This is a genomic window from Streptomyces sp. NPDC000878, assembly GCF_053599695.1.
Map to the genome: position 1 here is coordinate 127,363 of NZ_JBSFMT010000001.1, position 15,077 is coordinate 142,439.

Genomic DNA, 15,077 nt, shown 5'->3' on the forward strand with positions numbered 1-15,077 from the left:
TTCAGGGGCGCGGGGAACTGCGCGACAAGCCACGACGGCGCAGCAGACAACAAACAACCAACCGCTCAGTGAATCTCGTCCACCAACACATCAAGCGCCCAAGCTGTCCCCACCTTCTTGGGCGCCTCAACTTCAACCACGTACCCCAAATCCCGCAACGCCTCCACCAGTTCCCCCGGCCCGGAGGGCACCGCCCCCACACTCACCAGACTCCGCACAATCCGCCCCTTCGTCGCCTTGTTGAAATGGCTGACGACCTTACGAGTCGGCGCATGCAACACCCGCACGGTCGCCGTCCGCCCAGCAACCTCCCCCTTCGGCTTCCAGGCGGAGCCATACGCGGAGGACCGCAGATCAAGAACCAGCCCACCCCCGGCCACCTCCGGCAGCGCCGCGGCCATCGGCGCACGCCAGTGCGAGGCCAGCGAGCCGATCCCGGGCAGCTTCACCCCCATCGAGCAGCGGTACGAGGGGATACGGTCCGTGACCCGAACAGCACCCCACAGCCCCGAGAAGACCAGCAGCGACCGTGCGGCCCGCTTCTTCGCGGCGGCGTCGAGGGAGGCGAGGTCGAGGGCGTCGTACAGCACACCGGTGTAGATCTCCCCGGCGGGCCGTGTCCCGGCGGTCCGCAGCTCCGTGTTCTTGGCGACCTCGCCCCGCAGCCCCTCACTGAGCCCGAGCACCTCGCGCGCCTTGTCCTCGTCACCGAGGCACAGCTCGACGAGTTCCCCGAGGACGGCCTCGCGGGCGTCGGCGAGGCCGGGCAGGGACAGTGACTCCGGCTTGAGCGGGGCGCCGCGCCCGGAAGAGGCCTTGCCTTCGGAGGGAGGCAGCAGGACAAGCACGGTGAGTTCTCCAAACGGGTACGCGGGCTCGACTCGCGTCAGATTACGTGGCGAGGTAGGTGGGCCCGTTACGTGGCGAGGCGAGTGGACCGGTCGCGTGGCGAGGCGGGTGGGCCGGATTGTGCCTACGCTCGTTTCATGCCCCGCCGCCACATCCGCGTGACCGGCGCCCCCGAAGCCCCCCTCCGGGCCGCCCTCACCGCCCTGCGCACCGAACTCGGCGTCCCCGAGAGCTTCCCGCCCGCCGTCCTGGCCGAGGCGGAGCGGACGGCGAAGGTCATGGCGAAGGCCACGGCGAAGTCTCCGTCGCTCCCGGAGCCGGACGACGCCACGGACATCCCGTTCCTCACCATCGACCCGCCCACCTCCACCGACCTCGACCAGGCGATGCACCTCGCCCGCCGCCCCGGCGGCGGCTTCCGCGTCCGGTACGCGATAGCGGACGTGGCCGCCTTCGTCGTACCGAACGGACCCCTGGACACCGAGACGCATCGCCGGGTCACGACCCTCTACTTCCCGGACGAGAAGACCCCGCTGCACCCGCCGACGCTCAGCGAGGACGCCGCGAGCCTCCTGCCCGGACGGACCCGGCCGGCGGCACTCTGGACGATCGACCTGGACGCGGACGGCCGTACCGTCGCCGCGGACGTTCACCGGGCCCTGGTCCGCAGCCGGGCCAAACTCGACTACGAGGGAGTGCAGCGGCAACTGGACGCGGGGACGGCGGAGGAGCCGCTGGCCCTGCTGAAGGACATCGGCGGGGCCAGGGAACGCCTGGAGGTCGAACGCGGTGGCATCTCCCTGAACGTGCCCGAGCAGGAGATCGTGGTCGAGGAGAACGGCACGTACTCCCTCACCTACCGCGCACCCCTGCCCGCCGAGGGCTGGAACGCCCAGATCTCCCTCCTGACGGGGATGGCGGCGGCCGAGCTGATGCTGACGTACGGCACGGGAGTGCTCCGTACCCTCCCCACCGCCCCGGACGGCGCGGTCGGCCGCTTGCGCCGCACCGCACAAGCCCTGCGCATCGACTGGCCGCACCATGTCTCGTACGCGGCCCTGATCCGCTCCCTGGACCCGCGCCGCCCCCACCACGCGGCCTTCCTCCAGGAGTGCACGACGCTGCTGAGAGGCGCCGGCTACACGGTCTTCCGCGACGGCGACCTCCCGCCGATCACCACCCACTCCGCGGTGGCCGCCCCCTACGCCCACTGCACGGCCCCACTGCGCCGCCTCGCCGACCGGTACGCCTCCGAACTCTGCCTCGCCGCCGTCGCCGAACAGCCCCCGCCCGACTGGGTGTCGGCGGCACTGGACGCGCTGCCCAAGGAGATGGCCGAGGGCGGCAGACGGGCGGGCGCGGTGGAGCGCGGGTGCGTGGACATCGTCGAGGCGGCGCTGCTCAGGGACCGGGTGGGGGAGGTCTTCGAGGGATGCGTGGTGGACGTGCGGGAACACGAACCCACGGTCGGGACAGTGCAGTTGGAGTCTCCGGCGGTGGTCGCGCGCATCGAGGGCGACGGCGCCCCGCTGCCCCTCGGCGAACGGCTGCGGGTACGCCTCACGAGGGCAGAACTCGGGACGGCGGGGGTACGGTTCGCTCCGGCATGACGGCCCGTAGCGCGCGTACGAGTTCGGTGGCCTCGTCGGCGTGGAAGCGGACGAGTCGGATGTCCTGTCGGCGGCCGAAAAAGGTGAAGTGGGCGACCGGCTGGGCGAGTTCGAGGGTGATGGTGGTCTGGGAGCCGATGGGGAGGTTGAGTTCGCCCTCGGTCCGTTGGTGGGTGAGCCGCAGCTCACGGCGTACGGTCGAGATCTTCTCCAGGGGGATCCTCAGATCGACGTGGGCGGCATGACGGACGCGCAGTGAGCGCGAGTTGAGGTCGAGGACGTGCGGGCGGACGACGGAGGCCGCGTGCAGTCCGATGACGAACTCGATCGTGTAGACGTCCAGGACGAGTACCGTCCAGTGCGCGATCGGCCAGCTGCGCAGCAGCACGAACATCGCGACCGTCTCGACCAGGCAGACGAAGGCGAACGCGAACATCGTCGAGCCCTGCCCCCGTGCGTATCCGAAGGCCTGTCCGCCGTCCCCGATCCCGTGCCGGCGCCGCGTCAGCCACAGGACCAGGCTCACGAGGAGCCGCCCCTCGTGCCGTAGCAGAATGCCTGCGATCCTCATGTCTCTCCTCCGGTGACGATCCGCAGCGCACCGCGGATGGCGGCGGCCTGCGCGGGCGCGAAGTCGTCGTAGACGGCGCGCAGGAAACTGTCGGCGGGGGTCCCCCCGCTCGCGCGAAGCCGGGAGGGGGAGAGGTCGATGTCGGCCTCCAGGAACAGCTCGCGGGGAAGGCAGCCGGCGAGGGCGCGGGCCGCCTCCGCCACGCGCGGATCGTCGGCCGAGGCGTCGACGAGGGCGTCGAGCAGCACATAGACCTCGTGCGCCCGCGCCGCCCCCTCCGGCGTCGCGAAGGCACCGCCCAGCGCGTCCATCAGCCGTTTCCGGTCCTCCGGGGGCGCCGTGGTCTCGATGAGCGCGAGCATCTCGCGGTCCTTGGCGGCCATGGGGGAGTCGGAGACATGCGCCAACTCGGCGAACATGGCGGCCAGTTCGGGCGAGACGGGCCCTTCGGCGGACAGCGACTCCGCATTGCGCAGCAGTACGCGCAACCGCGTCCGCCGCTCGTGAATGGCGGCCTCCTGCCGGGCCAGGTCCTCGTCCAGCTCGGCGAGCACCTCGACGAGATCCCGCCCGGCCTCGTCCGCGAGCACGTCCCGCACCTCGGCGAGCCCGAGGCCCAGCTCGGTCAGCCGTCTGATCCGGGCGAGCACGACGGCGTGCCGCAACGTGTAGTCCCGGTAACCGTTGGCAAGCCGCTCGGGCTCGGGCAACAGCCCCAGGTGGTGATAGTGCCGCACGGTCCGAGTCGTGACCCCGACGGCGATGGCAAGCTCTCCGATCCGCATGGGACCAGTAGAAACGCTGACGTTGCGGCAGGGTCAAGCGAGAACCTGCGGCGCCTGTCAGGACGTACCACGAACGAGGGAACGCCCCTCGGTCCCGGGGCGGTGCATCGGCGCGATGCCGCACCTGGACACGACAGACTTCCTCTGACGTCCGCGCAGTAACGTGGAGCGGTGAACGCAGCCGGGGGCAGACGGGAACAGGCACTGTGGACCAGAGCGAGACTGGGCCGTTGCGGCCCCGCCCTTGACCTGCTCACCGCCCGCTTCGACCGCCACGTCTACGCCCCGCACGCCCATGACGAGTTCACGGTCGGCGTCAGTTCCAGTGGCGTCGAGGTCATCGACTACCGGGGAGGCCGCATCTGCACCGACCCCGGTTCCCTGGTCGTACTGGAGCCCGGAGAGATCCACACAGGAGGCCCCGCCACCTCCGCCGGGTACTCCTACCGGGCCCTGTACGCCGACCCGGCCCTCCTCACCGACGGCACCCTCGACGGCCGGTTCCCGCACTTCCGCGAGCCGCTCGTCGACGACCCCGAACTGGCCGCCGCCTTCCACATCGCGCACATCGAACTCAGCGCCTGCCCCGACCCGTTGGAGACCGAGTCCCGGCTGTCCTGGCTCCTGGCGGAACTGGCCCGCCGCCACTCCACGGCCCGCCCGGCGGACGACCGGATCCCCGGCGCGGACCGCATAGCCCACGCCGTACGCACCCGTCTGGCCGACGAGCTGACCACCCCGCCCTCCCTCGCCGACCTCGCCACCGACCTGGGCCTCTCCCGCTACCAACTCCTCCGCGCCTTCCGCACGACGGTCGGGATACCCCCGTACGCCTGGCTCGCCCAGTACCGCGTGACCCGGGCCAGGGGTCTGCTGGAGACCGGACTACGGCCCGCCGAAGTGGCGTCACTCGTCGGCTTCGCCGACCAGGCACACCTGACCCGCTGGTTCCGACGGGTGCTGGGGGTGACCCCGGCGGCGTACCGCAACAGCGTTCAAGACGGCGGGCGGGGAGGCAGCCGACACTTGCCCGCATGACTGCACGCGGCTGGTTGTTGTTCTCCCTGATGGGAGTGGTCTGGGGCATCCCGTATCTGCTGATCAAGGTGGCGGTGGAGGCGGACCTGTCGCCGTCCACGGTGGTGTTCGTACGCTGCACGCTGGGCGCGGCGCTCCTCCTCCCCTTCGCGATCCGCCAGGGCGGCCTGCCGCGCACGATCCGCACGTACTGGCGCCCGATGCTGGCCTTCGCGGTCATCGAGATCATCGGCCCCTGGTGGACCCTGACGGACGCGGAACGCCACCTGTCCAGCTCGACGGCGGGCCTGCTGATCGCGGGGGTACCGATAGTGGGCCTCGCGCTGGCCCGCTTCTTCGGCAGCACGGAGAGGCTGGGGATCCGGCGGCTCACGGGCCTGACCCTGGGCCTGGCGGGCGTGGCGGTCCTGACGATCCCGCACCTGACGGGCGGCGACGCGCGGTCCCTGGCGGAGGTGCTGCTGACGGTCGTCGGCTATGCCACGGCACCGCTGATCGTGGCACGCCACCTGAAGGACGTCCCGTCACTCCACCTCACGGCGCCCTGTCTGGCCCTGGCGGCTCTGGTCTACGCCCCGGCGGCGGTGCTGACCCGTCCGGCGACACTTCCGTCCCCCGACGTCCTGGCCGCCCTGGCCGTCCTGGGCGTGGTCTGCACGGCCCTCGCCTTCGTGGCGTTCCTGGAGCTGATCAAGGAGGCCGGCCCGACGAGGGCCACGGTGTTCACGTACGTCAACCCGGCGGTAGCGGTGGCGGCGGGCGCCCTGTTCCTGGACGAACCCCTGACCGCCGGCATCCTCGCCGCCTTCGCCCTGATCCTGGCGGGATCGGTCCTGGCGACGGCCACTGGACCGCGTCGGGGCGGGCGCCCGGTAGCATGGTCGACACGGCAGACGAGCCGGGCGGACGGCCGCGTGGACTCCCCTTCGGGGGCGCTCCCCGAGGAACGTCCGGGCTCCACAGGGCAGGGTGATGGCTAACGGCCACCCGGGGTGACCCGCGGGACAGTGCCACAGAAAACAGACCGCCGGGGATTTCGATCTCCGGTAAGGGTGAAACGGTGGTGTAAGAGACCACCAGTGCCCAGGGCGACCTGGGCAGCTAGGTAAACCCCACCCGGAGCAAGGTCAAAAGGAGCCGCTGTAAAAGGCGGTTCTGCGCGGACGTTCGAGGGCTGCCCGCCCGAGTCCGCGGGTAGACCGCACGAGGCCGGCGGCAACGCCGGCCCTAGATGGATGGCCGTCGCCGAGACGTCCGCGAGGACCCTCGGCACAGAACCCGGCGTACAGCCCGACTCGTCTGCCCTCTCATCTCACGCCGGAAGGCCCCGCCGAACGTCTCCGTTCGGCGGGGCCTTCCTCGTTTCGCGGAGCCTCACGGAAGCCCGAGCAGCTCGGCGATCTCCGTTCGGCGCCAGTCCCACCGCGGGTGCTTCTCGACCAGATCGACGAACTCGGCGAACTCGACGACGTCGCCGTGGTTCGTGTCGATCAGACCCGAGAAGCCCCGGAGGACGGAGGACAGGAACATGCGCGCCGCGTCCATGGACTGACAGGACACGTAGATCGCACGGGGTTCCTCCCCGATCCTCCCCCGCGCGTCCTCGATCTCGTCCGGCTCGAAGTCCGAGAGGACGTCGCCCGAGAAGTCCAGAGCGTAGGAGTTCCCGTTCCAGTGCAGGAAGTCTCCGTCACTGAGCGGGTCCTTCTCGACTCCGAGTGACCGCACCTCGGCCTCGATGGCGGCGCACTCGCGTGCGCTCGCCAGCAGGACCACGGAAGGCCAGGACATGGCTACCTCCCCGTTCTCGCACGTCTCATGGGGCGATCACCGCCAGGAGTTCTTCGAGGTCGGTCGTGACCATATGGCCCGCCCTCTCCTGGCTCTGGACGACCGATCCCCTCAACTTCTTGCTCGGCCAGATGAAACTGATGACCGGTAGGTCGGTCGCCGACTCGTATCGCTCGTGGTCGCCGGCGGAGCCCTTGCCGGTGCCGGTCTTCACCTGGATCACCGCGTTGCGGGTCACGATGTCGAAGTCGGTGATGTCCTTCCCGTCCGCGCCGACGATCTTGATCTCGACCGCCTTCACGTGGCCAGGGTAACGAGCCTCGATCGCGTCGACGAGCTCAGGAACCCCGGGGTCCTTGGGCGTGCCCACGTAGGTCGGTGAGTTGCCGGTGCCGGTCGGGCAGCTGTCGTTGTGGACCAGGACAGGTGCCGCACCCGCCAGCGCGTAGTACGTGTGCAGGTCGCCGACGGTCAGGTTGTGGACCGTGGAGTCCAGCGACGTCCAGCGCTGCACTCCGGTGATCTGGACATGCGTACCGGCGCTGGTCCTGAGCCACTGACCGGGCCTGAGGTCGGTGGCGTCGAGCCACCGGCCCAGCTCGGGGACCCAGAACGGGTGTTCGGCGGTCGCCGTGATCCGGTCCGTCTTCGAACCGGCCCCGCCGTCGGTGTCGACGGTGACCTCTGCCAGGTGCTTGAGACCCTGGCCCTTGATCTCGGCGGTGACCGTCTCGACGCGGGTCTCCCCGGTCCTCGGGTCTGTCGCGACGACCTTGTCGCCGGTCCTGACCTTCTCGATGGCCTTGGTGGAGCCGTCGGCCATCAGCACCTTCGTGCCGGGCACGAAGCTGTTGCAGCCGGGCGAGTCGGCCGCCTTGCCCGAGCCGCCGCTGCCGCTGGTACCGCCGTTGCTCCGGGAGGAACCGCCGGACTTGCCGCCACCGCCACCGCCGCCGGAGCCCTTGCCGCTTCCACCGGGGTGGGAGGAAGCCTTCGGAGCCGCCTTGGCCTGCGCCTGCTTCTGTACCGGGTTGCCCGTCTTCCGTTTCGCGGCGGCAGCCTCGTCGGCTTTCCTCTTGGCCGCCTCGGCCGCCTTCTTCTTGGCTCTTTGCGCGGCCTCTCTCTTCGCCTTCTCGATGGCCGCCTTCTTGGCCCGCAGCGCGGCGGCCTCGGCGGCCTTGGCCGCCTTCAGGACGGCCTCCGCCGCCCTCTTGGCGGCCTTGAAGGCCTGGATGGCGTCGATGGTGCGGTTGATCGCCTTCAGGACCGACGGGATCTTGCCCAGCCTGGTCCATGGGATCGCGCCGATGATCAGGCTTCCGCACGACCACATGTCCCCGCCGAAGCAGGCCATGGCGTCGTTGATGCCGATGAAGTCCTTCAGCGTCTCCCAGGCGATCGCGAGGATCACCGAGGACAGCGACTTGCCCATCATGGCCTGCGCCTGCGCGACCTGCGACGGTGACAGACCCGCGCCCGCGAGGGCCGCGCTCTTCTCCGAGGCGGTCAGGCTGATCGACAGACCGCTCGGGTCGGAGTACGTGACCGGGTTGTTCTGCGCGTAGGAGTACCCGTTGGACTGCAGCGGGTCGTTCGGGTCGAGCACCGGGTCGACGGACAGGAAGCGTCCGACCACCGGGTCGTACATACGTGCGCCGAGCGGCTGGAAACCGGAGGCGTCGTCCCTGGTCCTGCCGAGGAATCCCTTGTGGTTCTGCAGGTTGACACCGGCGGTGCCGCGCTCGTTGCCGAAGGGGTCCTGCTTGCGGATGCGCACCGACATGCCGCCGCTGAGGACGACCTCCGTGTACGCACTGCCCTGGTGGTCCGAGGTCTGGGCGACCAGGGTCTCCGAACCGGTGCCGTAGGCGTAGCGCATGACCGCGCCGCCGGGGGCGGAGTAGGTGCGCTGGGTGTTGACCAGGACACCGCCCCGCTGGACGGTGACCTCGGCCTCGTCCAGGTGCAGCGTGGCCTGCCTGCCCTTGATGGTGAGCAGACGGTTGCTGTCGGCGCCGTAGATGTGCCGGGTCTCGTTCTGCGGCTGCCAGATCTGCGCGGACGACGAGCTGTCACAGGTCGCCAGGACGATCGGTGTGGAGTTGGCCGAGTTCGCGCCCTGGACGGCCAGGCACAGGCCCGAGGCCTTGTGGGTCAGCTGCCCGGTCGTGTTGCGCTGCAGTTCCTGGGCGGTCACCTGCGCGGCGGTGGTGCCGCACTTCTGGATCTGGACCGCCGCCCCGACCGCGTTCGAGGTGGGCTGGAGGCACCAGGAGTCGTGGAGCGACAGGGTGCCCCGGTCGGGGTCGGTCTGCGTCCCTCCGACAGGAGCCGGGGTCGGCGTGAACCTGAGGTTCTGCGCCACCGAGCCGTTGCAGGGGTAGAGCTGCATCGGCTGGCCGGCGGTGGTCGTCCCCGACTTCAGGTCGAGGCACTTGTCGGCCAGCCCCACGTACGGGGTCCTGCCTCCGGTGCCCGCACCGGTGATCCGGTCGACCTTGCCGTCCGGCGTCCAGGTCAGGTCCTGCTTGTCACCGTTCTGGATCGAGGTGACCGACTTGGTCTCGCCGGTCAGCTCGTACAGCCGCGTGGCCTCGGCCTTGACCTGCGCACCCGCGGGGGTGGTGTAGGTCTTCGTCACCTTGGTGAGCGTGTGCGGCTGGGTGCCGTCGGCCTTGCCGTACGCGTAGCCGCTGGTGGCGTCCTTGGCGGTGGCGCCGGTGAGGTCCTTCTCGGTCAGCTTGGTGCGGTTGCCGAGCAGGTCGTACTCGTACTCCTGCCAGTAGCCCGAGTTGTCCTTGCCCGCGGCGACGTTGAGCGTGCCGTCGGCGTCCTTCGGGGTGGTGCAGTTCGCCTGGTCGTCGGAGGTCCAGGCCGACTTCAGCTGGCCCATCGGGTCGTAGACGAAGCACTGCCGCTCCTCGATCCCGACGGACTTCTCCGCGATCGAGGTGACGTTGCCCGCCGGGTCGTAGGTGTACGCCCGGTCGGAGACCAGGTTGCCGCCGACGACGGAGGTGTCCGTGCCGGTGCCGGACTTCTCGCGGTAGACCGACTGCTCCTTGAGCTCGCCGGTGCCCTCGTCGTACGACGCCTGCGTCCAGACGCGGTACGGCTGGGCGCCCAGGGTCGAGCGGAGGACCTGGCCGTACGCGTCGTAGGCGGTCTCCGCCCCGTACCAGTCCTTGCCGGAGACGGAGAGCGCCCTGCCGTCCTTGTTGTAGCGGACGACGAGCTTCTCCGAGGCGAACCTGCCCACCGCGGGCAGGGTCTGCTCCTCCAGCATGCCGGTGTCGGAGTACGCGTACTCGTACTTGTAGTCCTTGGCGAAGCCCCACGTGTCGACGATCGACTGCGGCAGCGACACCGTGGTCGACGTCGGCTGGTAGTCCTTCGTGTAGCCGCCGATCGACTGCGTGTACGCCAGCGTGTCCGTGTAGCGAGTGGCGCCGGAGGGCATGCCCTTGCCGCCCGGGGCGGTGTCGTACGTGAAGTCGGCGAGCACGGTGCCGGTCGAGCCGGACAGGCGCTGCTGCTTCGGGCGCGACAGCTCGTCGTAGCTGTTCCAGACCTTGACGCCACGGGCGTTGGCCGTCGTGAGGACGCGGCCGCGGGCGTCGTACTCCACGCCGGTCGTGCCCGCGTCGGGGTCGGTGGACGTCTCCATCCGGCCGTTGTGGTCGTACGTCCACGACCACGGGTGCGTCGGGTCCGCCGAGGGCGTGGCCTTCGCGACCTGGCCGTGCGCGTTGTACTCGTAGCGCGTCGACGTGAACCCGCCGGGAGCCGCCGGGTTGAAGGTGTCCGTGCGGACGGTCCGGCCCGTCGCGTCGGTGTAGACGCGGTAGGACGAGTCGCCCACGGGCTGGACGACCTTCGACCAGTCCTCGCCGTACTCGTAGCGGACGCCCCGCTCCGGGTACGCCTTCGAGCTGGACTCCTTCGTGACCGGGTCCGCGTACTTCATGTACGGGGTTTCCTGGAGCACACGGCCGAGACCGTCGTAGGTGTAGCGGGTGATGTTGGGGACGGCCGTGTCGGTGACCGGGGTGAACAGCTCGCCCGGCCTGGCCTCCTGGGTCAGGTAGGCGTTGTTCGTCTGGTAGACCTCACCGGACGTGTTGTACAGCGTGTCGGTGATCAGCCAGCCGGAGTCGTTGTCGGCCTCCTCCTGCGTCTGCCGCTCGCGGCCGAGGCCGTCGTAGAGGGTGACGGAGGTCTCGATCCGGTCCTCGTAGCCCCGCGTGTAGGTGGTGACGTACGGAGGCCTGCGGATCTTGATGTTCGGGTCCTCCGCGTCGGCCTCCTCCGGCGGGATCGTGTAGACCGCGCGGAAGTCCGGTACGCCGCTGCCGGGGGTGCGGCCCGCGGCCCAGGCCTCGGAGAGCCGGCCCAGCGGGTCGTACTTCGCCTCGCTCACATGCCCGTTGGCGTCCGTGGTCCTGAGCGTGGTCGAGCGGCCCGGCTCCAGCTCCTGGATCTGGCTGTGACCGAGCAGGTTGGTCGTGGTGACCTTGAAGACCTGCCCCGTGGCCGGTCCCTCGGAGGCGTAGGTGATCGTGGAGGACTTCTGGAGCGGCTGGTTCAGCTGGTCCGGGTCGGTCTGCCGGATGACACGGCCGACCGCGTCGAAGCCCCTCGTCCCGTTGGTCTGGAAGCCGGTGCCGGTGCCGTTGAGGGACCAGGTCTCCGTCGCCAGAGCACGGGTGTCCGCGGCGAGCGTCGCGCCGTAGGCCCCGCCGTCGTACGCGGTGCGGGTGGCCCCGCTCAGCGTCGTGAGGTCGCTCCAGTTCGCGGCCGCGCAGGTGGTCGGCGAGACAAGGACCTGCTTGCTCAGACCGATCAGGTTCCTGCCGGTCTGGTGCACGTACTCGGACTTGGTGCAGGACTCGTCACCGGACTTCCCGGTGTCGCCCACCGACTCCACCTGGACCGGCAGCCCGTACGTCGGGTCGTACGACGTCGTCGTCTTCACCGACCGCACCGTGCGCGTGTCGTCGGAGTTGGTGCCCGACGACTTCGTGTACGCGATCTCCTCGGGCTCCGTGACCCGCCAGGCCCGCAGCGGGGTCAGGCCGTCCTCACGGTTGCGCTTGGCCAGCTCGGTGGCCGCGGGCTTGGTGATCGAGCGGGTCAGCCAGTCGGAGTCCGCCCTGGTCGAGTCGACGTAGCTGAGCTCCTCCGCGATCCGGCCGGCGAACGGCTCCTCGTCCTTGGCGATCTCGGCGCCCGTGATGTCCTTCACGGACACGGTGTCGCCGAGCCCCCGGAAGTAGCGGGTGACGGCCTTGGAGCGCTGGCCGGCGGTGTCCGCGGTGCCCTCGTCGTTGATCGGCCCCGTCAGGACCGTGGTCTGCTCGACGCCCGCGAACTGCGAGTAGGTGCGCTGGGACTTCTTGGTGAACTCGGCCTCGGCGAGCTTCCAGGCCGGGTTCTTGTACTTGTACTCGGTCCTGGTGGTGAAGTTGCCGTCGATGTTGGGCAGTTCCTCGACGGTGTCCACGACGTACTTGTGGAACCAGTCGATGTCCTCGACCTCGGGGTCGGGGTTCCAGAACGACGGGTAGCAGAGCCGGTTGTTCGTCTTGAGCTGGGCCTGCAGCTGGGCCAGCTCCGCGGCGCGGTCGTCGCCGGGCTGCACGTCGAGCACGGGCAGGTCGCCGGTGAGGCAGTCGCCCTCGACCGGCTTGTAGCGGACGATGGTCTCGCCGCCGTACTCGTTGATGACCCGGGTGATACGGAGCCGGGAGAAGCCGGGACGGTGTGCGTGGACCGCCTTGACCCGGTTGGGCATGTCCTCCGCGTTGGACTCGAACCGCACCGAGTTGAGGGTGACCTTCGCGTCGGTGGTGCCGTTGCGGGCGTACCCGGTGCGCTCGACGGACTCCAGCCACAGGGCGGTGTTCGGGCCGGTCTTCAGCTTGGCGAAGCTCTGCTTCAGCTGGTACTCGTCGACGACCTGGCGGGCGGCGGTGTCGGTGCGCCGCTGGGCCGAGGTCGTGATCTTGTCGAGGCGCTTACGGGTCCAGAAGGTCGGGCCCGCGTTCCAGCACTTCTTGCCGGACGCGCAGCGCAGGTCGGCCGGGGTGTCGAACCAGGGCCGGTAGTTGCGCGGGTCCTTCGACGTGAAGTTGGCCTCGGAGCAGGTGACGTCCGCGACGGTGTAGCAGCGCTCCGCCACCGAGAAGCCGACCCGGGCCGGGGCGGTCTCCGTGTAGATGCTGCTGCTGCGCTGGCCGTAGTCGATGTGGTCGAGCCAGCCGTCGCGGTCGTAGACGACCGGTTCCTTGAAGTTGAAGTTCCGGGCGTAGTAGTTCTGGTCCTTCTTCCACCACAGCGACATGGCGTTGCCGTGGACGTCCTCGACGTAGTCGAGGCCCCAGCGCCAGCCCTGCGTGCAGTAGGAGTTGGTCCAGTCGGTGGTCGTCGGGCCCTTGTAGCAGTCCTCGTCGGAGTGGTTGCCGTAGACCGGGACCGTGAGGACCGAGTTGGTGGTCGGGTCGTCGGCGGCGGTGCCGCGGTCGGACCAGCCCGGCAGCTTGTTCTTGCCGAAGTGGTACTTGATGCCGTCCTTGGTGGTGACGACCCAGTACTCACCGTCCCTGGCGCCGTTGCCGGTGGCCTCGCCCTTGACCAACTGGACGGTGGAGCCGTCGCCGTTGCCCGTGAACCACTTGCCCTTGGTCTCGTCCCACACCAGCTCGGTGGTCATGCCGCCGAGGGAGAGGGTGGCGTTCTCCGAGCCCCAGCACAGGTCCGCGGTGCGGTGCGTGGAGTTGTTCGAGCCCGCCTTCTTGGAGTCCTGACGGCAGTTGGCGTACGTACGGGTGATGGAACCCGCGTTGTAGTCCCAGCCGTCACCGATCCAGGAGGCCTGGTTGTTCGTCGAGGACGTACGGCCGTCCACGGACTGCGAGGAGTACGCCAGGTTGACCTTCGGCATCAGACCGCCGGCGGTCTCCGGGACCTGCGCCTGGTACGAGTACGTGAAGGCACCCGAGGACGAGCCCGACGACCAGGAGCCGGAGGACAGCAGCGGCGAGGCCGTGAAGTCACCGGACACCGACGAGCCGGTGTCGAGGCCGCCGACGGTGCCGCCGCCGTTCGCGGAGACCGCGGGCTGGACACCGTCCTGGAAGGAGGCCTGCGACGCCTTCGTCGTCTTCGAGGAGACGAAGCCCTCGCCGACGAGGCCGGCGACCGGGATGTTGCCGCCGAGGATCTTGCGGGTCTTGGCGTTCCTGGCCGTCGTGGTGTTGGTGGGCGCGTCCTTGGCCGCCACGGTCTTCACCGTGCTGCGCAGCCGCTGGAAGTTCTCCTTGCCGTTCCTGACGTCCTTGTCCCCCTGGGGGACGGACATCGTGGTCACACCGCCGGCGTCGGCGCAGTCGCCCTCGTTGGGCGAGGAGTAGACGCAGTCGGGCAGCAGCATCAGACCGAAGCGGTCGGCGGCCTGCGGTCCGTAGAGGTCGGCGAAGCCCGTGGTGTCGATGCTGATCGCGACCTCGGCGGCCGGGTCGACGGTGGCCGGCGGGGTGAGCTTCATGACGATGCCGGAGACGCCTGCGTCCTGCGAGGTCGTCTGCGGGGCCACGCCCACGGTCCAGTTGCCGGCCAGGTCGGCGGGGTCACCGCCTGCCGGAACGCCGATGGCGACCGGCAGGTTGTTGCTGACCGGCTTGGTGGTGCCGGGCGCGTCGGCCGTGGAGAGGGTGGCGCTGCCGGTACCGGAGGTCCACGGCGCGATGGCGTCGGGGGTGTACGGGACGACCGGGTTCTGGGGAGCCAGGGTGAGGGTCTTGTCCGCGGCCTCGTCGCCGTCGACCTCGGTGGCCTCCGGCAGGTCCGGGAGGTCGACCTCGGCGATCGACTTCTCGCGGCTCATGTCGGGGCCGGGGACGGCGAGTGCCTCACCGCCCAGACTGGTCACCGTCAGTACCGAGGACAACAGAAGAACGGTCGCCGTGCGGTTTCGCCGCCGACGCCGTCTCTGTGAGTCTGTCAGGACTGGGCGTATTGGCCCCAGCCATGACAGCCGACCTGAAGCACGCATACGCGTCGACCCCCACCTGGTAATTCACCAAAAACACACGTCAGGCTCAGACGCGTGCGTGCGCACTCTGTGTCATGTCCCCCGCACAATTCAAGATCGGCCAAAGGGCCGAAAAGTCCTGCCGAGTGATCCGGGTCACGGTGTGAAACGCACCAGAACCCCCCGTCGGCGACTCATCGGGCGGACCGGAGGAATCACCTGATCATCGCCAATGTGGCCTCCGAAAAGCCCTGAACCGGGCACAGGTGACACACCGCCACATCAGTTTCGTAGTTTCATAACAAATCCTTAACTTATTCACACATAGACGTGCTACGGCGAATGTGTGATCGTGTGCCCGCCTTCAACCCCGCGGCCTGCCGGACGGGGCTGTCTGCGTT

Annotated in this window: 7 protein-coding genes, 1 other RNA gene and 1 pseudogene; 4 read left to right on the forward strand and 5 right to left on the reverse strand. The window is 69.5% G+C overall.

Annotated elements, in window-relative coordinates:
- Nucleotides 1-65: 65 nt before the first annotated feature.
- Nucleotides 66-848 carry a peroxide stress protein YaaA gene (gene yaaA / locus ACWDR4_RS00575; RefSeq protein ID WP_450402050.1) on the reverse strand — a complete coding sequence of 261 codons (783 nt, stop codon included), beginning with the start codon at nt 846-848 and terminating at the stop codon, nt 66-68.
- Between the two features lie 138 nt (nt 849-986).
- On the opposite strand from yaaA, the gene ACWDR4_RS00580 reads away from it, so the two are divergent.
- Nucleotides 987-2,459, forward strand: coding sequence for an RNB domain-containing ribonuclease (locus ACWDR4_RS00580; RefSeq protein WP_450402051.1), 1,473 nt, complete (start codon nt 987-989; stop codon nt 2,457-2,459).
- On the opposite strand, the gene ACWDR4_RS00585 is transcribed toward ACWDR4_RS00580, so the two are convergent.
- Together ACWDR4_RS00585 and ACWDR4_RS00590 are read right to left on the reverse strand one after the other, a co-directional pair.
- The gene (locus tag ACWDR4_RS00585) at nt 2,410-3,030 is read right to left on the reverse strand and encodes a hypothetical protein (protein WP_450402054.1); all 621 of its coding nucleotides are present in this window, start codon (nt 3,028-3,030) and stop codon (nt 2,410-2,412) included. The genes ACWDR4_RS00580 and ACWDR4_RS00585 overlap by 50 nt on opposite strands.
- Nucleotides 3,027-3,815 (reverse strand): MerR family transcriptional regulator, encoded by a 789-nt coding sequence (locus ACWDR4_RS00590; protein ID WP_450402055.1) that lies wholly within the window; start codon nt 3,813-3,815, stop codon nt 3,027-3,029. Before ACWDR4_RS00590 ends, ACWDR4_RS00585 begins: the two co-directional genes overlap by 4 nt.
- Before the next feature lie 171 nt (nt 3,816-3,986).
- Between ACWDR4_RS00590 and ACWDR4_RS00595 the strand changes: the two genes are divergently transcribed.
- From ACWDR4_RS00595 to rnpB, 3 genes and pseudogenes are all read left to right on the forward strand, one after another.
- A complete protein-coding gene (locus ACWDR4_RS00595; RefSeq protein WP_450402057.1) occupies nt 3,987-4,853 on the forward strand; it encodes a helix-turn-helix domain-containing protein in 867 nt (288 codons plus the stop codon).
- Nucleotides 4,850-5,632 (forward strand): annotated as a pseudogene (locus ACWDR4_RS00600) (DMT family transporter); the annotation flags it as partial. The gene ACWDR4_RS00595 and the pseudogene ACWDR4_RS00600, both read left to right, overlap by 4 nt.
- 115 nt (nt 5,633-5,747) lie before the next feature.
- Nucleotides 5,748-6,155, forward strand: an RNA gene (gene rnpB, locus ACWDR4_RS00605) — RNase P RNA component class A.
- Nucleotides 6,156-6,227: 72 nt separating this feature from the next.
- Here rnpB and ACWDR4_RS00610 read toward each other — a convergent pair.
- Together ACWDR4_RS00610 and ACWDR4_RS00615 are read right to left on the reverse strand one after the other, a co-directional pair.
- Entirely contained in the window at nt 6,228-6,644 is a 417-nt protein-coding gene (locus tag ACWDR4_RS00610) for a hypothetical protein (protein ID WP_450402058.1), read from the reverse strand.
- Between the two features lie 25 nt (nt 6,645-6,669).
- Complete coding sequence (locus ACWDR4_RS00615) at nt 6,670-14,529, reverse strand: ricin-type beta-trefoil lectin domain protein (RefSeq protein WP_450402509.1); 7,860 nt, start codon at nt 14,527-14,529, stop codon at nt 6,670-6,672.
- Nucleotides 14,530-15,077: the final 548 nt, after the last annotated feature.